The sequence below is a fragment of the Vibrio chagasii genome (assembly GCA_041879415.1).
Taxonomy (GTDB): Bacteria; Pseudomonadota; Gammaproteobacteria; order Enterobacterales; family Vibrionaceae; genus Vibrio.
The window spans coordinates 3093997-3110864 of sequence record CP090851.1; the positions used below are offsets into that span (position 1 = coordinate 3093997).

At 45.0% G+C, this 16868-nt stretch carries 16 protein-coding genes; 11 read left to right on the top strand and 5 right to left on the bottom strand.

Translation table 11 applies throughout. The features are described 5' to 3' along the window. The first annotated feature begins 174 nt into the window (after positions 1–174). Entirely contained in the window at positions 175–2655 is a 2481-nt protein-coding gene (locus L0991_13925; GenBank protein XGB62443.1) for an EAL domain-containing protein, read from the top strand. 376 nt (positions 2656–3031) lie between these two features. Here the strand turns inward: L0991_13925 and L0991_13930 are convergent, their stop codons facing one another. Together L0991_13930 and L0991_13935 are read right to left on the bottom strand one after the other, a co-directional pair. Beyond that, the gene (locus tag L0991_13930) at positions 3032–3628 is read right to left on the bottom strand and encodes a DTW domain-containing protein (GenBank protein XGB62444.1); all 597 of its coding nucleotides are present in this window, start codon (positions 3626–3628) and stop codon (positions 3032–3034) included. A gap of 2 nt (positions 3629–3630) precedes the next feature. Next, entirely contained in the window at positions 3631–5166 is a 1536-nt protein-coding gene (locus L0991_13935; protein ID XGB62445.1) for a hypothetical protein, read from the bottom strand. Between the two features lie 39 nt (positions 5167–5205). Between L0991_13935 and L0991_13940 the strand changes: the two genes are divergently transcribed. Beyond that, a complete protein-coding gene (locus L0991_13940) occupies positions 5206–5673 on the top strand; it encodes an EVE domain-containing protein (protein ID XGB62446.1) in 468 nt (155 codons plus the stop codon). A gap of 66 nt (positions 5674–5739) precedes the next feature. Here L0991_13940 and L0991_13945 read toward each other — a convergent pair whose 3' ends face one another. Continuing rightward, positions 5740–6567, bottom strand: coding sequence for a Cof-type HAD-IIB family hydrolase (locus L0991_13945; GenBank protein XGB62447.1), 828 nt, complete (start codon positions 6565–6567; stop codon positions 5740–5742). A gap of 190 nt (positions 6568–6757) precedes the next feature. Further along, positions 6758–7738 carry an alpha/beta fold hydrolase gene (locus L0991_13950; GenBank protein XGB62448.1) on the bottom strand — a complete coding sequence of 327 codons (981 nt, stop codon included), beginning with the start codon at positions 7736–7738 and terminating at the stop codon, positions 6758–6760. An 81-nt stretch (positions 7739–7819) separates the two neighbouring features. Here L0991_13950 and rhtB point away from each other — a divergent pair, with 81 nt between their 5' ends. From rhtB to L0991_13985, 7 genes are all read left to right on the top strand, one after another. After that, positions 7820–8437 (top strand): homoserine/homoserine lactone efflux protein, encoded by a 618-nt coding sequence (gene rhtB / locus L0991_13955; protein ID XGB62449.1) that lies wholly within the window; start codon positions 7820–7822, stop codon positions 8435–8437. 45 nt (positions 8438–8482) lie between these two features. Further along, entirely contained in the window at positions 8483–9703 is a 1221-nt protein-coding gene (locus tag L0991_13960) for an EAL domain-containing protein (protein ID XGB62450.1), read from the top strand. A gap of 99 nt (positions 9704–9802) precedes the next feature. Further along, positions 9803–10144, top strand: coding sequence for a metalloregulator ArsR/SmtB family transcription factor (locus L0991_13965; protein XGB62451.1), 342 nt, complete (start codon positions 9803–9805; stop codon positions 10142–10144). Positions 10145–10185: 41 nt separating this feature from the next. Then, complete coding sequence (locus L0991_13970; GenBank protein ID XGB62452.1) at positions 10186–11187, top strand: ArsJ-associated glyceraldehyde-3-phosphate dehydrogenase; 1002 nt, start codon at positions 10186–10188, stop codon at positions 11185–11187. A 25-nt stretch (positions 11188–11212) separates the two neighbouring features. Then, entirely contained in the window at positions 11213–11704 is a 492-nt protein-coding gene (locus L0991_13975) for a cyclin-dependent kinase inhibitor 3 family protein (protein ID XGB62453.1), read from the top strand. A 222-nt stretch (positions 11705–11926) separates the two neighbouring features. Beyond that, entirely contained in the window at positions 11927–13147 is a 1221-nt protein-coding gene (gene arsJ / locus L0991_13980; protein XGB62454.1) for an organoarsenical effux MFS transporter ArsJ, read from the top strand. 124 nt (positions 13148–13271) lie between these two features. Continuing rightward, on the top strand, positions 13272–14285 hold the full coding sequence (locus L0991_13985) for an acyltransferase (GenBank protein XGB62455.1): 1014 nt from the start codon (positions 13272–13274) through the stop codon (positions 14283–14285). A 69-nt stretch (positions 14286–14354) separates the two neighbouring features. Here L0991_13985 and L0991_13990 read toward each other — a convergent pair whose 3' ends face one another. After that, positions 14355–14684, bottom strand: coding sequence for a DUF2500 domain-containing protein (locus L0991_13990; protein XGB62456.1), 330 nt, complete (start codon positions 14682–14684; stop codon positions 14355–14357). A 244-nt stretch (positions 14685–14928) separates the two neighbouring features. Between L0991_13990 and L0991_13995 the strand changes: the two genes are divergently transcribed. Next, positions 14929–15303, top strand: a complete 375-nt coding sequence (locus L0991_13995; GenBank protein ID XGB62457.1) for a DUF4145 domain-containing protein — start codon at positions 14929–14931, stop codon at positions 15301–15303. 929 nt (positions 15304–16232) lie between these two features. Continuing rightward, complete coding sequence (locus L0991_14000) at positions 16233–16853, top strand: lysoplasmalogenase (GenBank protein XGB62458.1); 621 nt, start codon at positions 16233–16235, stop codon at positions 16851–16853. Positions 16854–16868: the final 15 nt, after the last annotated feature.

The following is a 16868-nucleotide window of genomic DNA, read 5'->3' on the forward strand; positions in this document are numbered from 1 at the left end:
CGCTATACCAGCAGCTTGATAAACCGCCTTACCACCATTAGTGACTGCTTTGTGGTGGGGTGAATGATGTCTAACTAAGGTCACATTATTCATAAGATGATCGTAAGTATTCCGTGCAAGCCTTATCGATAGAAAGCACAATAACTGATCATTAACGCAACGATTAATGTGAATATGCAGTCGACCTCTCTTCTGATACAAGACATAGAACAAACCCATCGTGAATTGGAAAAGCTAGATTTTCATCGTCATGAACCTCTACTGATTCAGGTGTTTTCGTCTTTCGATAAAGGTACGGTTTTGGCTGCTTGCCAAGTCATCCAATCAAATTTCCCTAAGGCTCAATTGATAGGTTGCAGTGCTAATCACTACATCCGTCAAGGTGTCATTCTCCATCAAGGTCTTTACCTGATCATTACCCGCTTTGAGAAGACTTCGTACTCTTGCGGTGTAGTTCAATACAGCGAACAACCAGTGCTTGATAGCCAAGCTATGTATCAGCAACTGGAATGCAATGAGAAAACACAGAGTATTATTTGCTTTGCCGATCGTTTGCAGATAAACAATCGAGCCTTGTTTACTGCTTTTGAGCAATCGGAATATTCATTTCCTATCTGCGGTGGTGCCTCAACATCAACAGACAGCGGTCGATGGGTCATGCTCGATGGCATGTGCTATGAGAATGCCTACGTGATGATAGCGCTGCATAGTGATGACCTGGCAATCACGAAAGGCTATTACACTGAGTGGAATCCGATTGGTCGTACTTTTCGAGTGACGGCGGCTCACGATAACTGCTTAGCAGAATTAGACGGCATGCCGATTCGTGAACTCTATAATCGTTACCTGGCCGATGGGCTCGAGGTTCCGTTTGAGCAACTGCATAACTTTCCGATGATGGTTGGCGATCCAAAAGCGCAAAATATTCACATGCCACTCAAGATTAAAGAGAGTGGTGAAATCGAGTTTAGCGGTTCATTTGAGGTTGGTGATGAGGTTAGGTTTTGTTACGACCATCCATCATTAACCTTGGAGCAAGTTCGTTTAGGTGTGCAGCAGGTCGCATCTCATCGCCCTGAGCAATTCTTTATTTATAACTGTATCTCACGGCTCGATTTTATTGATGGTAACCAAGAGGTTGAGGTTTTCCAAAAGCTTACTGACACTTATGGTGTTTACTGTATGGGGGAGTTGTTTCAAGACCATGGGCAACAAAGAATCTTGCACCACAGTTTAACCTATCTTGCGCTAAGGGAAGGCGAGGGTAAGGCTGCTCCTCTGCTAGAGAATCAACCTCTCAGCAATATATCTCCACTATTTTCACTTATTCGTAATGCATTGCTTGATGTCGATGACATGAATAACAGCATGGCGAGCAAGATTGAACAGCAAGCGACAGCATTAACCGCAAGCTATCGAATCGATCGTCGTACTGGCTTACCAAACCGAAGCGTCTTGCGTGAGAAGCTATCGAAGATGACGATAGACAGTCATTTATTGGCACTCAAGGTGACAACCTTTGGTCAAATCAATGAGAAGTATGGGTATCGAGTCGGTGACAAACTTCTCCATGACTTAAGCGACTACTTTCAGAAAGCATTGTGGCAGTTCTTTGATAAGGGTTGCCAGCTTTATAGCATCGGTATTGGTGAATGGGCGGTGGTCTTTGATAGCTGGGCTAGCCAAGAACATATCCATCAGCGTTTCTCGGAGTTTTCAGACCAAACCGAGCACGTCAACTTTGAACCCACAGGCTTGCCAGATATTGATTATCTTTCTGTGTCTATCTGTGCGGGCATTACGAGTCGTCGGGATTTTCCAACCACTTCGATTGACGACTTATTATTGAAGGCAATTGATGCGAGGCGTAGTGCCGTCAGCCAGAACAAACATTTAGTGAGTGCTAAGACACTTATTCAACTAGAGAAGCACCGTCAAGAGCAGTTAGGTTGGTTGTCTTGTGTGAGCCGTGCGGTGCTCAACCAAAATATTGTTGCCTGTGCACAACCTATTGTGTCGGCACATGAGCATCAGGTCGAAAGTTATGAGTGTTTGGTTCGAATTGAAGAAGAGGGCCAGTTGATTGCGCCTGGAAAATTCTTGCCGATTATCGAGGGGACGCATCTCTATACTCGATTAAGTCGTCAGATGATTACGCGTACCTTTGACTATATGAGCCAGCGAACCGATTCGTTCTCAATTAACTTGGCGCCGCAGGATTTCAATAACGAGAAAACCATTCTTCACCTTGAGCAGGCGATCAAGAAAATTAGCCACCCTCAGCGTATTGGTTTAGAGGTGCTAGAAACGGAACAAATTCAGGACTACGGTCGTTTAATCGAGGTGTGTAATCACTTCCGCGATCTGGGTGTGAACATCATTGTTGATGACTTTGGATCAGGTTATTCGAACATCGACGAGATACTCAAACTTGAGCCTCAGGTTATTAAGCTAGATGGCAGCCTGATTCGAAACATCGATCAAGATAAAAAGCAGCGTAGAATAGCTCAGCAGTTGGTTAGCTTATGTCAGATATTGAATGCGAAGACGGTCGCTGAATTTGTTCACAATGAGCAAATCTGCCGAATTGCAGAAGACATGGGTGTCGACTACCTACAAGGTTATTACTTCGGAGAGCCTAAACGGCTGTTCTGATTCTAAGGGCGTGTAGACCTTTCGTGGTTGAATTTTGTTCGAGATAAAAGTGTTTTAATCGCGGCGAGGGAGAAGTAGCCTAGTCACTCTAAGTAAATCTCCCTCAGCACCAGCTCGAACCCTTCGGGCAGCGTTTGCTGGTCATTTCTACTACGTTATCGGCTTCTCATGTAGGCTAGCTACACATCGACGCCTCTGCCTTGTATAAATACCCAGCAACTCGCTGCAAAAATCAGCTCAAAATATCAACACGCCCTAGCAAATGTCTGATGTTTCACGTGAAACACTGTTTTGTCCAATGTATTAAAGCGAAATGTGAACAGGGTGAGCTAGTGGCTCACCCTTTTATTTTGGTGCTTAAGCACTCCGCATTACTCTATCTGAGAGCGTGTCCACTTTTGTCTGCTTGGAATACTTTGAGATAGTGCTGATAGTAATCCTCTATCTGCTTTGCTGGTTGAGCTTCACCTAATGCCTTAAGTAGCTCAATACCAACCTCACAGGTACACAGGTGTCCGCTGTCTTGATTGCGGCGTAATGTGTATGACGATTCATTGGTTACATTGAGGTGCACTTGAGGAATCGTCTGTAACCAAGGGCTTTTGTTGAGCATCTTTTTCGCTTCTTGCCACGTACCATCCAAGATGATGAATAACGGCGTTCGTTCACTCACTGTATCTGATACCGCTTGCTGGCATTCAATGCTTTCATCACTTGGAAACAACAGCAAAGGCTGATGAGTTTCATCATCAAGCAAAGTCAGTAGTTCAGCTGGAGGCGTCTTGCGCTGCCAAACAAAAGACTGACACTGCTTGAGTGACTGTTGCAGTAGCTTTCCGGTATTGGTGTCTCGTGTTAGTTCATTCTCGTGAGTGAGTAGCACTAACTGGGTTTGGCTTTCAGTATTCGGTATTCGATGACAAATACATTGATGAGTGAAACCACACCCAATGCAAGCTTGCTGATCGCTCATGGTTATAGCTTAACTCCGCTTTGTACTGGTGAGATATCGTTAGCAAACAAAACCACATCGCTGATATCAGCATCATCGGCTACCGGTGCAACACTCGGATTGAGTGGGTAGCTGACACCTGTATATGAGAGTGCGTGTTTGGCCGCTATTGCGCCACCGCCGCTGACATTGAAGATCAGATCGTGCCAACCGTGATTTTTAGATTTCCCCACACGTATATCGCCTTTTACTAGTGTTACTCGGCTATTGAAGCGCCACTTGTCTTGATGGTTCTCGAAAATCAGCAGTGTACAACCACCTGAGCCACACCAATCGAGTTGAGCGAACAACTCTTCTTTACCGTCACCGTTGAGGTCGTAGGTCAGCCAGCGGTATTTCGTATCATCAGGAGAGCTGTTGTTGATCTTAAAATACTCGCGGATCGCTTGATCTACTTTTGGATCAAATTGATCACTGGAGTTCACTTGCTTCGCCTTTAGATCAACCGTGTTGGTTTGTGCTTGTACATGCTTTGCTTCGAATAGTACTAGACCGCCGTTGGCAATCGGGTAGACGATATTGCCGACCTTTTCTTTCTCTGCGGTCAGCTTACCGTTTTCGAGTGTGAAGATACGCTCGGATATCAGGTATTGTTGCTGGTGGCGAGTCATTACGACCTGTACTTGGCTTTGGTTGAGTTGCTGCCAGAAGCCTTGCTCAACAATAGAAGGATCACCGTTGCTGTAAGAGTAGGTTGTTACTGCGCTATGGTCATCGTGGAGCTCTAGGTTAATAGAGAACCCTGAGTTCTGTGTTGAGCTAGCGAAATAGGTACCACTCCAGTCCAATGTAGGATCTTGGTTCGAAATCGTAGCACAGCCCGTGTAGTTGCTTTCATTGAGGTTGAGTTTTGCTTCCCAGCCGTAGATAGAGTCGCTCATGCCGTCGCTGCAGTTCTCTTTCTTCAGATTGAGCTCGCCTTGTGTTGCTTTACCTTCTAGTTGGTAATCACGACTGCTTGGCGTGGTGCGGCTTGATTCGATGTTGAGAGCCTGAGGTGCTTCGCCCATCTTGGTGTAAGTCAGCTGGTCTTTATCAAAGGTGGCTGACCAGAATGGTTCATTACCGAAGACTCGTGTTGAGCGTAGCGGTTGGTCGCAGCGTTCAGGGTTTTCTGCCGTTAAGATATTGACTTGATCAACCACGAAGCGTGCTGTGAAATCAGCGTTGTAGCCGGTTTGGCTAGGTACGGTAAGGTGGCCAATCAGTTCGCCATACAGAGCTTGATAAGGTCTGGCTGCTAACCCTTGTGCTTCTAGCGCTAGCTCAGGGGACATATCTAACCAGTATTGTTGTTGGCTACCACAAGGGGTAAACGTGCGGCTTTCATGGCCTACCACAACTTGACCGCGCATGATGAAGGTTTGTGGTTGAACACTCAGAGGTTCATCTAAGGTTGCTGGTGGAACTTCAGGTTGTTGCGGTGTTTCTGGAGCGGTTACACAGCCTTGTAGCGCGAATGCGGCTAGCCATGTCACTGGGTTTTTCATTACCTTCATGTTATATCTTCCTCGGAGCAACCGTTAATTGGATTTATTATGGCATATTGGTTATTTAAAACAGAACCCGACACCTTTTCTATTCAGACGCTGAGAGTACAAAAAACCTCTTGTTGGGAGGGAGTTCGTAACTATCAAGCTCGAAACATGATGCGTGATGAGGTCAAGCTTGGCGACCTGGTGATGATATACCACTCATCATGTAAAAAAGTGGGCGTAGCGGGGATCGCAAAAGTAACCAGGGAAGCCTACCCAGACCATTTTCAATTCGACCCCGAGAGTGATTACTACGACCCTAAATCTTCACCCGATAACCCGCGCTGGATAATGGTTGATGTCGAGTTTGTTCGAGTGACAGAACGCTTGATCCCATTAGCGACTCTTAAAGCTATGCCTGAACTATCTGAAATGCCTTTGGTGAAGCGCGGCAATCGTTTATCGATCATGCCTGTGACGGAACAAGAGTGGCAGGCAATCTTAAGCAAAGAAGTGCTCGGTTCTCGTTAGAGGAAGCTTTTAGCGTAAGGTTCAAAAAAGGCAGCCATTGGCTGCCTTTTTGTATGATGGGGTTGTTTAGAGTAGGTGTTTCTCTAAGTAGTGCGCAACGGCATCATCAGCGTTGCTACCAATCACTTCATTGTCTGGTAGTGCTTGCATCACTTTCTCGTGTGATGTGCCCATGATTAAGCCTTTACCTGCCATTGCCAGCATCTCAGCGTCATTCATACCATCACCAAAGGCAACACAGTTATCCAGCGTTAGGTTCAGAGATTTCGCGACAGCGTCTAAAGCATGACCTTTAGATACTTCAGCGGCCATCACTTCCAGACACCAAGGTGTTGAGAAGGCAACGTTTAACTTGTCTCCAAATGCTTCTTTTAGCTTTTGTTCGAACGTCACTAGGTGTTCGTGGTCTTGCTCTGGGTGAGTGAAGAAGACCTTGGCAATGCCGTCGCTCGGCGCATTGTCTGCTTCAAAGCGCTTGTAGCTGAAGCCTGACTCACTGTGGAACTTAGCTAGCATTTCATCTTCACGATCGAGCAACCAATCTTCATTTTGGTACATATGAATGAAGATGTTTGGATCTTGGCGAACAATATCAATAACCGGTTGAACGAGTTCTTGAGGTACATTTTGGCTATACATTAGCTGATCATTTTGGTCGTGCACGCGCGCACCGTTTGAAGTGATCATGTACGCCGGAATCCCTGCGATTTGACGAATCCCAGCTACATCGACGTGATGGCGACCTGTTGCGAAGATAAAGGTATAACCTTGCTCGTGTAACTTCTTAAGCGTTAGCTTGGTAAAATCGCTCAACTGATGGTTGGGAGCCAGAAGCGTACCATCTAAATCAGAGGCAACGATTTTCACGGAATCTTTAAGTGCAGGAATAGTCATTTAACCCTCATTGCAAAGTGCTTAACCAATATCAACACTAGCCAACGCTAGTATCGTTTGAACTACAATATCTCGACCCAGAAATTGTATGCCAAAATCATGCAAGAAAAGAGGGCAAAGCTCACTTACTTCTCTTCCTCTTTATTCGCTATCTTATGGCTCGCTTCTTCTTATTCAGTTGATGTGAGTACTAAACAAAGAACTGATTAATGGCATCCAGTGTTTGATTACGGTATTTGTCTTGCTCAAACAACACTTCATGCCTTGAGCCTTCAATGACTTTAAAGTGGCAATCCGGGTTGGTTTTCTTCAGCTTATTGATGAATTTCACCTGAGCATCGTTACTCACAATCTTCTCTTCACCAGCTTGAATCAGTAATAGAGGGATCTTTATTTGACGAGTCTGTTGGATTGACTGCTTGGCTGCCATTAACCCTTGCCATACCCAGCGAGTGCTAGCGCCACCGACTTGCAGTGAAGGGTTCTCTTCGTAAAGTCGACGGAACCACTGATAACGAACCTTGCTTTGGCTCAGGAGGTTATTCTCGAAAGGTTTCGAGTAATAGGCCTGCTGACCCGGAGCGTAAACCGGTTTGGCGTGATACGCGGTAAGCACTTGCCCAACAATCATCGCGATAGGCTTTAAGTACCACTCGGTGTTGATACCAAACATTGGGGCGCACAAGGTGACCTTATCAAATGGGTGGTCTGGATGGGTTTGTAGATAGCGTGTCGCGATAGTGCTACCCATTGAGTGGGCTAACAGATATCGCTTGGTATACTTGCTGATGTCAAAGCTGGCAATCATGTCAGACATATCAGATGCATAATCATCGAACTCATGAATGTGACCAATGTCAGAGTCTGCTACCATACGTTCCGACTGGCCTTGACCTTGATGGTCAAATGAATAAACGTCATAGCCTTGTTGATAAAAATCATAAAAGATTTCTTGGTATTTTTGGCAGCATTCGATACGGCCATTTGAAATCACAATGGCTTTGCTGTGCTTCTCTGAGGTGAGGCTGCACCAGTACAGTTTCTTTTTACCAGACGATGTTAAATACCCCTCTTTTCTTTGTTGCCAAAGAGCGTTGATCGGGTGTTTAATCGCATGATCGAACTGAGGTTCTTGAGTGTAAGGGAAGGCGGCTTCGCTGTGGTTTTCCATGGGAAATTACCTGAACTGATGCGTGTGAGAGCTTTATTGCTACTAATGTTGTTAGATTAAAGAACTAGTAAGGAAATGCAAATGGATACTCATGTTTGGCTTGCTTATGTTGTCACGGCGATTTTGTTTAGCTTGGCTCCGGGCTCGGGTACCGTAAATTCAATCAGCAATGGGTTAAGCTATGGCACTCGAAAGTCATTGGCATCAATCGTTGGTTTACAGCTTGGTCTTGCGTTCCACATTATGCTGGTGGGCGCGGGTATCGGCGCGCTCGTTGCTAAGTCTGCGTTGGCGTTCACCATCATTAAATGGATCGGTGTGGTTTACTTGGTTTGGTTAGGTATTCAAAAGTGGCGTGATAGCTCGAGCCTAGTGGCATCTGAAGAGAGCTCTACTCTGTCGAGTGGAAAACTGCTGAGAAACGCTGTGCTTATCAACCTAACTAACCCGAAATCCATCGTGTTTTTGGTGGCTCTGTTTCCTCAATTTATTGCCCCTACACAACCTCAAGCACCGCAGTTATTAGTGCTAGGTGTGACGACGGTATTCATTGATAGCGTGGTTATGTTGGGTTACACCTCATTAGCGTCACAAATGGGACGTTTTATTCGCTCTGATCGCATAATGGGTAAGATAAATAAAATATTTGGTGGTATGTTCATGGGTTGCGGTGCTTTGCTAGCTGCCGCGAAAGCTTAGATTAAGCGACTGAGTTATAGTTAAACCAATCAGAGTTATCAAGAAATGACCGCTACATACGTTGCTCGACAACCTATCTTAAATCGCAAGAGGAATACACTTGGCTATGAGTTGTTATTTCGCGATGGAGAAAAGAATGCGTACCCAGCGCATATTGAGTCTAATCGAGCAACGTATCGTCTGATTGTTGAGAACTTCTTGTCTGTTGGTCTTAACCCTTCAATTCCATCTTCACGCTGTTTTATCAACTTCCCTTATCAAAGTTTGATTCGTCGACTGCCCTTAAGTTTGCCGAAAGATAAAGTGGTGGTCGAGATTCTGGAAACCTGCAAACCGACAGATGAATTGTTGGAAGCGGTTAAAGACCTTTACCAAGCGGGCTACATGATCGCTCTAGATGATTTTACTTCGACCCCAGAATGGGAACGTTTCCTTAAATACACGCATATCGTAAAGCTCGATATCATGCAGATGGGGTTGGATGAAGCGTGTGATTTGGTTAGGGCACATCAAGGGAAGAAGTTTAGTTTTTTGGCGGAGCGTGTTGAGACCGAGCAAGAATTCCAGCAAGCCAAAGAGGCTGGTTTTAAGTTTTTCCAAGGCTATTTCTTCAATAAGCCGGAAATCATCAAGAGTAAATACATTAGCCCTGAGCAAGTGATTGCTATGGAGCTGTTCCAAGAAGTGTGTAAGCCCGATGTGGACTTTCAACGTGTCGAAAGCATTGTTGCGAAAGATGTAGCGCTCTCATACAAGCTGTTGCGGTTTGTGAATACTATGTCGCCGCGCCTTGAGGTGACCATCTCTTCTTTTCGTCAGGCTTTGGTGTATCTAGGGCAAGAGAAACTGAAAATGTTTGTCTCGTTAGCCGTAGCCTCTTATGTCTCTGATAAGAAGCCGAAAGAGCTGTATGGATTGTCTCTACAACGTGCCCAGTTTTGTCAGCGTATGTCTCGCTATCAGGCATTTGAAGGGTATAGAGAGCAGGCCTTTATGATTGGCTTATTCTCCTTGTTAGATGCGCTGTTGGATTTGTCGTTAGAGAACTTAGTTGAGCAGTTGCCTTTGTGTAAAAGTATTAAGGTTGCTCTATTACGTAGGGAAGGCCCTTACGGTACTTTGCTTGCTCTTGAGGAGAGCTTTGAGCATGCGGATTGGCAGCAGATTGATGAGCACTGCGCTGACTTAGGGCTTAGCGTGGATCAGGTGAAAACTGAACTTACAGAAGCGCGTCGCTGGAGTCACACAGTGACCAACAAGCTGTAGTGTTGCTTTATTAAACTTTTATGACATTTAAAACGCACGCCTTGACGTGCGTTTTTTTATAACTAACATATACGCATATCCATATATGAGTATGTAATTATGCTTCCTCACCAATTTTTTAAATTACTGTCTGATGAAACGCGAGTGCGTTGCTTAATGTTGATTGTGCGCCAAGAGTGCCTTTCAGTTGGTGAGTTGACTCAGGCATTGCAAGAAAGTCAGCCCAAGGTATCACGCCACCTTGCTCAGCTGCGTTCAAACGGCATTTTGACTGACGTTCGCCAAGGGCAATGGGTGTTCTATCGCCTTGCTAATGATTTACCGGGTTGGATGCTAAAGTTAATTGATGACCTTATCGCATCGAACTGTTTGAAAACTGAATACCAACAAGACATTGAGCGTCTAGAAGCGATGACTTCACGCCCTCAATGTTGCGTTTAATCGAATATTTTTAGATTCACCACTAACTGAGAGATATTAAAATGACAGTTAAAGTAGGTATTAATGGTTTTGGCCGTATCGGCCGTCTAGCACTTCGCGCAGCTTTCGATTGGGAAGAGCTAGAGTTTGTACAAATTAACGATGTAGCTGGCGATACAGCAACGCTTGCACACCTTCTAGAGTTCGATTCAGTTCAAGGTCGTTGGAACCATGAAGTAACAACTGAAGGCGACGAGATGATCATCAATGGTCAACGCATCAAAACCACTAAAGAGCGTGACATCGACGCGATCGATTGGTCTGGTTGTGATGTTGTGATTGAAGCGACAGGTGTTCACCGTAAGACTTCTTTCCTAAATAAATACCTAGAGCAGGGCGTGAAGCGCGTTGTGGTTTCTGCACCTGTTAAAGAAGAAGGCATCGCAAACATCGTGGTTGGTGTTAACGACAACATCTTCGACCCAGCAGTACATAAGATCGTGACTGCAGCGTCTTGTACTACTAACTGCATCGCTCCAGTAGTGAAAGTAATCAACGAGAAGCTTGGTATTGAGAATGCGTCATTCACGACGATTCACGATCTAACTAATACTCAGACTATCCTAGATGCGCCGCACAAAGACCTACGTCGTGCACGTGCTTGTGGTATGAGTTTAATCCCAACGACAACGGGTTCTGCTAAAGCGATTGTTGAGATCTTCCCTGAGCTTGAAAACCGCATCAACGGCCACGCGGTTCGTGTACCACTAGCGAACGCGTCTCTGACTGACATCATCTTTGAAGTGAAGCAAGACACGACGGCGGAAGAAGTTAACGCGATGCTGAAAGAAGCATCTGAGAACGAGCTAAAAGGCATCCTTGGCTTTGAAGAGCGCCCACTTGTGTCTATCGACTACAAAGGTGACCAACGTTCAACAATCGTAGATGCACTATCAACTATGTTGGTAGGTAAGCGCATGGTTAAGATCTACGCTTGGTACGATAACGAAATGGGTTACGCGACACGTACGGCTGAGTTAGTACGTACTGTCGGCTTAGCATAAACCTGAGCACTTAGGAGACAACACTATGACACATCCAACATGGCAACTAGACCTTGAACAAGGTGCGCTGATTCTGACTCCATGCCCAGGTACTAAAGAGGCTGATCTTGATGCATCTCTGGCACAACTGAAAGAGCAGGGCGTTAAAGCTATCGTGACTGCGCTCGATGATGCAGAGCTTGCAAGCAAAGACGTGGCAGCACTTGGCGAGAAAACTCGTGCGCTAGGCATGCAGTGGTTCCAAATCGAAATCGAAGACGATTGTGCTCCAGGTGCTGACTTTGCGGCGAAATGGTCTGCAGCAAGCCCTGAGTTGCACAAAATCGTTGATAGCGGTGCGAAAGTCGCTATGCACTGCATGGGCGGTTCAGGCCGTACAGGTTTGTTCGCAGCTCACTTGCTGTTAGAAAAAGGTTGGGATCTCGACAAGATCGTTCAAGAAGTTCAAGCACTGCGTCCAGGTGCTTTCACTAAACCTATCCAGGTTGAGTACATCAATGGCGTAGCTTCTGCGTAGCTCTTCATACTTGAACCTGCAGCGTTGTTAACTGCGTAAGTTCACCGGAGCGCCGGCCGCCCTGACCACATAGAAAACCTATGCTCATAGGGCTGAACTTGCTTGTTGCCTAGCTGCAACTCCAATTATTTTGAGTATAAGTTAATCGGAAAGTAAGGAATTAGAGCTTTTGGACACCTATGATCTAAAAGCTCTTTTTGTTTTGATTGCAGAGATAGCATTATGTTTTCAAATCTAAGTAAGAGCGTTCGCCAATACATGTTGGTGACTTTCAACTACTGGAACTTCACCATTACCGATGGTGCACTTCGTATGCTGGTGGTCCTGTATTTTTACGACCTTGGTTACAGCTCGTTAGAGATCGCCTCACTGTTCCTCTTCTATGAATTCTTTGGTGTGGTGACGAACCTAATCGGTGGTTGGCTGGGGGCGCGTCTTGGCCTCAATAAGACCATGAACATTGGCCTCGGGATGCAAGTCTTCGCCTTGGGGATGCTCGCCTTGCCATCGGCCATGTTGACGATTCCTTGGGTAATGGCGGCGCAGGCACTGTCTGGTATTGCCAAAGATCTTAATAAGATGAGTGCCAAGAGTTCAATCAAAACCTTGGTGCCGGATGAGCAGCAAGGTGCTTTGTATAAGTGGATTGCGATTCTGACTGGGTCTAAGAATGCGCTTAAGGGGGCTGGCTTCTTTATTGGTGGTTTGCTGCTCTCAACCATTGGCTTCCAATACGCAGTGCTTGCGATGGCGGTTGTGCTAACACTGGTCTTCATCGGCAGTGTGGTGAGCTTAGAGGCGGACATGGGTAAGGCGAAAACCAAGCCTAAGTTCAAACAAATCTTCTCTAAGTCTGAATCCATCAACATCCTGTCTGCGGCGCGCATGTTCCTGTTTGGCGCTCGTGACGTGTGGTTCGTGATTGCTCTACCAATCTATCTAGGCAGTGTATTTGGCTGGGACCACTCATGGGTAGGTGGCTTCTTGGCGGCTTGGACTATCGCTTACGGCTTTGTACAAGGCATAGCGCCTAAGATTACCGGTAAAGCGCAAGGCAAGGTACCAGATGGACATGCTGCCCTATTGTGGGCGGGAGCATTGGCTCTGGTAACGGCGGGTATCGCTTATGCGGTGCAGATAGCATGGCAACCAGAACTGGTGATCATTGGTGGCTTGATGGTGTTTGGTGCCATCTTTGCGGTCAATTCATCGCTTCACTCATACCTGATTGTCAGTTACGCAAAAGGCGATGGTGTATCGCTTGATGTGGGTTTCTACTACATGGCGAATGCAATGGGTCGCTTGATTGGCACAATCCTATCTGGCTTGGTATTCCAAATGGGTGGCTTATCCGCCTGTTTGTGGGTCTCGTTCGCGTTCCTAGCGATAACGACGGTAATTTCGTTGCGCTTGCCTAAGGTGCCACAAACCTCAGCGGCATAAGCTTCCGTCCGATTCAATAAAATCGCGATATGCTTCTCCTTTAACAATAAGCTGACTTGGTATTTATTCCGGTCAGCTTTTTTATTGCTATAGTAGAATGATTGAATATTAATCAGGCATTTACATGAAGCAGCGAATTCTCTTCTTTGATTTAGCACGATGTGTCGCGGCCGTAGCGGTTATCGCGATTCATGTTTTGGCACCTTATCGCAACGAGCTAGGAACCATTCCTTTTGGTGAGTGGCTAACAGCGGTTACGGTCAATGGTTTCAGCCGTTGGGCGGTGCCTGTCTTTATATTGATAACTGGCGCCCTGATGCTCAGTGATCAGCGTCCATTTGATGCTAAGTATTATCTAAAGCGCCGTTTAGGTAAGGTGTTGATTCCTTTTATCGTCTGGTCGCTTTTCTATACCTACCTGTCTGGTTGGTCGGCAATGGGCTTTGATGCCGATGTCAGCTTGGATGTGTTGCTTAATAGCTATCACCACTACACCTATTATCACTTAGGTTTCTTCTACTACTTTATTCCACTCTATTTTGTGATTCCGTTCTTACAGATCATGGTGAGAAAGTATGGTGATAAGGCGGTTTATAGCTTCACTGCGGTGTGGTTGTTTACCTCGTTACTGTTCTTACTCAGAATCGATGGTCCTTGGAGCCATGAGTTGTGGCTTTACACTGGCTACTTGCCACTGGGTTATCTGCTGTACAAGAAAGTCCCACTCAACAAGTTTACTGTTAGCGTGAGTATTGGGCTCGGCGTGTTGGCACTGTTGACTACCGTCTATATGGTGGTTGATGCGAGCTTAGCCGCGGAAGAATACACGGTTGGTCGTTGGTTCTCTTACAAAACGCTGAACACTGTATTAGCCGCAAGCATGGTGTTTATGCTTTGTCGCTACTTTGGAGAAGGGTTGTCAGATAAAGGCAATCAAGTGGTTGGCTTCATCAGTAAACATAGTTTGGGTATCTACCTATTGCACCCAATCTTCTTATGGCCAATGAAAGAGTTTGGTTGGTACCAAGGCCACCCTGCTTGGGTTATTCCATTATGGATTGTGATCAGCGGAGCAGGTGCACTGTGGATGAGCTGGATCGTTTCTAAGTCAGAGAAGACACGTTGGCTATTGCCTTAGCGATATGCCAAGGCATTGCGATATTGGTTTATTGTGGAATGTCGATGAGGAAGGGTTGAAGCGCTAGGGTTAGCGCTTCAACGCAAAGTGTAAGAACTTATCACCTTGGTAAGTTAAGGTCCCTTTGTCACCTGGGTTAAGAGCGTGGAAGTAGTGAATACCAACTTGGAACTCACGTTTCGGACCAACCACACCGCGTTGAACATAAATCCAATACTCTTGGTCTTCTTGACCTGGCTCTGCATCAGGAAGGTCGATGGATTGTTTATCTAATACCGTGACGTTCACTTTCTTTTCTGGTGCGTTCTCGCCTTGCATGTGCTTTCGATAAAAAACAAGAAATACCCAGGCCGCGAGACCTGCGAGTGCAAAGATGGCAAAAAAGAGTGAGTTAGGCATATAACCTCCATGTAGTCGTAATGGTTATTCTAGTCTTTCGGGCAATAGGGATATGTGTTTAAAGCCGCTATTCGTGAACTGCTGTAAGCAAAGCTGATTATTTTTCGGCAGATATCACATTTAATGGCCAGTTTGGGATAAAGCACTGTTATTTATTGTCTCTTTCTCTCGTAAATAGCAGTGATTTTGTATAAGAATAAGGAAATGCTCGACTAGAATTATAGTGTGGAGTGGGAGGGCCAAGATGACCGATATTGAAAAAGTGGTGACAAGAACTCGCAATATAGAGAAATTATTGAGACTTCAATATCATGCTGAAGGCGAAGGATTGCATGAGCTCGTAACAAGCTGTGAAGAAAGGCTACCGCACGATATGGTAAGCAAGCTGCGTTATATCGCGACGTGTCGTAATAAAGTAGTGAACGAACATGATGCCAAGTTGGAAGATCAACATAAGTTCATCATGATGTGTAACGACTGCGAGAAGGAACTGACTCCACGTAGTGGTCGTTTTATCTGGCGAGTTGCGATTTTGCTGATGATGGCAATGACTTTGGCTGCCGCGGGTTTCTATTATGCGAACTGGGATGTGTTAACGTTACATCTGTTTTCGAAATGAAAAAATTGAACAAAAAAAGGGACGCTCATGGCGTCCCTTTTTTTTTATCTGTAACTTGCTTAGTACATCATCGGTAGTGTCATTAGACCAACAACTACCGCGATCATTACAAGTCCTTGTCTTTGCGAAGATGAAATCATAACACTACTCCTAAATTTGGTTGTCTCTCGCTATGTTTTAAAGAATAGCACTACTTATAGCTTTAGATCAAGAATTACTTTCGAAAGCCCCAAAAGTAGTAGAAAAGTACTGCCATATGGCTTTTTTTGGAGTGTTTAAGTGTGATTTTTGGTGTGTTCTTATTTTGTTCGTTATGATTTATGTTTGTTCTAAATTGATTTAAGTTGTTGTTTTATAATGGTTGTTTTGTGTAATTTATATTGTTAATGGTTGTTAAATTGTATTAATGAGGCTTGGTGCTTTGTGGGTGGGGGTTTGGTGCTTTTTAAGGTTTTTGCTTTGGTTTTTGTGGTGGTTTTTACATGGGGCTTAAAAAAAACTGACAAAACTTGTCATTTGAAAAGTAACTTTTCCACTTTATAAGTCTAGCTTGGAATGACGTTTTTATTTTCCAGTTAATCTATATTTTTTATACCTAAGTATTTGTTAATAAACGATTTATATGTGATTTATTTTACTTTTTAAAGTCGATAATGGGCGTTTTTTAGGGGCGAAGAAGGAAATCTTAAGAGAATAACTAGGTGAAAATGGGATCTGGCTTCTCTAAGCGAAGTTTAAGAGAGTTTTATAATGATTTGCTGCAGTTTTAAACGAATCACCATTCTCGAATCGTTAATTGCGATGACTTCAATCTAAAGGTGTTCTTTTTAGTGGAAGCGTAATCAAGATCCAATTTTGAGGGGCTGAGGCTTTACATCAATATTCGTGTGCCTAGACTGGCGACGATTTAAAGCAATAGGGCAAGTGGTATGTGGAGTTGGTTAGCGGTTTCCTTATCTGGTATCGGAGCAGTAGCAGGAACGAAACAAGGACATATCGGTCAGGCCTTATCGTATAAGGTATTTACCTTTGTATTATTAGCGATCATTGCTTTAACTCAGTCTGTTGTTGCTGACTATACGTATTGGGTCGTTGCTGGCCTGGCGATCTCGGCGATCGCAGATGTATTTCACACCCTCACTCAAAAACGTCCCCTATATTTTGTTTGCTTTCTGCTAGCTCAACTCTGTTATAGCAAAGCCTTTTGGTTGCAGCTGTCTGGAGAAATGGTCTGGTGGTTGTTCGCCTTACTCTTGGCTGCTTGTGTAGTGGCTTTCTTCTTGCTGCTACCACGTTTAGATAAACTTGTTTTTCCTGTTGTGATTATGGGGATTGTGCTTATTCAGTTAACTTGGGCTTCTGGTGAGGTTTGGTTGCTTGACCCTAAGTTATCACATGCGGTTGGGTTTGCAGGTTGTAGTGTATTGCTGCTCTCGGCACTGGCTTATGCACTTAACTGTTACCGCAGCCCAATCAAAAGTGCTTACTTTTGGGTAACTGGCAGTTACTTTCTCGCCCATGCGCTTATCGTTGCCTCTCTGACCATTTAGAGTAGAGCGTCTCCA

What these genes read in the sequence shown, in the direction of transcription:
- L0991_13945 (XGB62447.1), bottom strand. Translation starts at nt 6,567, where the DNA reads ATGACTATTCCTGCACTTAAAGATTCCGTGAAAATCGTTGCCTCTGAT.
- L0991_13960 (XGB62450.1), top strand. Translation starts at nt 8,483, where the DNA reads ATGACCGCTACATACGTTGCTCGACAACCTATCTTAAATCGCAAGAGG.
- L0991_13950 (XGB62448.1), bottom strand. Translation starts at nt 7,738, where the DNA reads ATGGAAAACCACAGCGAAGCCGCCTTCCCTTACACTCAAGAACCTCAG.
- L0991_13965 (XGB62451.1), top strand. Translation starts at nt 9,803, where the DNA reads ATGCTTCCTCACCAATTTTTTAAATTACTGTCTGATGAAACGCGAGTG.
- L0991_13995 (XGB62457.1), top strand. Translation starts at nt 14,929, where the DNA reads ATGACCGATATTGAAAAAGTGGTGACAAGAACTCGCAATATAGAGAAA.
- L0991_13975 (XGB62453.1), top strand. Translation starts at nt 11,213, where the DNA reads ATGACACATCCAACATGGCAACTAGACCTTGAACAAGGTGCGCTGATT.
- L0991_13970 (XGB62452.1), top strand. Translation starts at nt 10,186, where the DNA reads ATGACAGTTAAAGTAGGTATTAATGGTTTTGGCCGTATCGGCCGTCTA.
- L0991_13935 (XGB62445.1), bottom strand. Translation starts at nt 5,166, where the DNA reads ATGAAGGTAATGAAAAACCCAGTGACATGGCTAGCCGCATTCGCGCTA.
- L0991_13990 (XGB62456.1), bottom strand. Translation starts at nt 14,684, where the DNA reads ATGCCTAACTCACTCTTTTTTGCCATCTTTGCACTCGCAGGTCTCGCG.
- L0991_13940 (XGB62446.1), top strand. Translation starts at nt 5,206, where the DNA reads ATGGCATATTGGTTATTTAAAACAGAACCCGACACCTTTTCTATTCAG.
- L0991_13930 (XGB62444.1), bottom strand. Translation starts at nt 3,628, where the DNA reads ATGAGCGATCAGCAAGCTTGCATTGGGTGTGGTTTCACTCATCAATGT.
- arsJ (XGB62454.1), top strand. Translation starts at nt 11,927, where the DNA reads ATGTTTTCAAATCTAAGTAAGAGCGTTCGCCAATACATGTTGGTGACT.
- L0991_14000 (XGB62458.1), top strand. Translation starts at nt 16,233, where the DNA reads ATGTGGAGTTGGTTAGCGGTTTCCTTATCTGGTATCGGAGCAGTAGCA.
- L0991_13985 (XGB62455.1), top strand. Translation starts at nt 13,272, where the DNA reads ATGAAGCAGCGAATTCTCTTCTTTGATTTAGCACGATGTGTCGCGGCC.
- rhtB (XGB62449.1), top strand. Translation starts at nt 7,820, where the DNA reads ATGGATACTCATGTTTGGCTTGCTTATGTTGTCACGGCGATTTTGTTT.
- L0991_13925 (XGB62443.1), top strand. Translation starts at nt 175, where the DNA reads ATGCAGTCGACCTCTCTTCTGATACAAGACATAGAACAAACCCATCGT.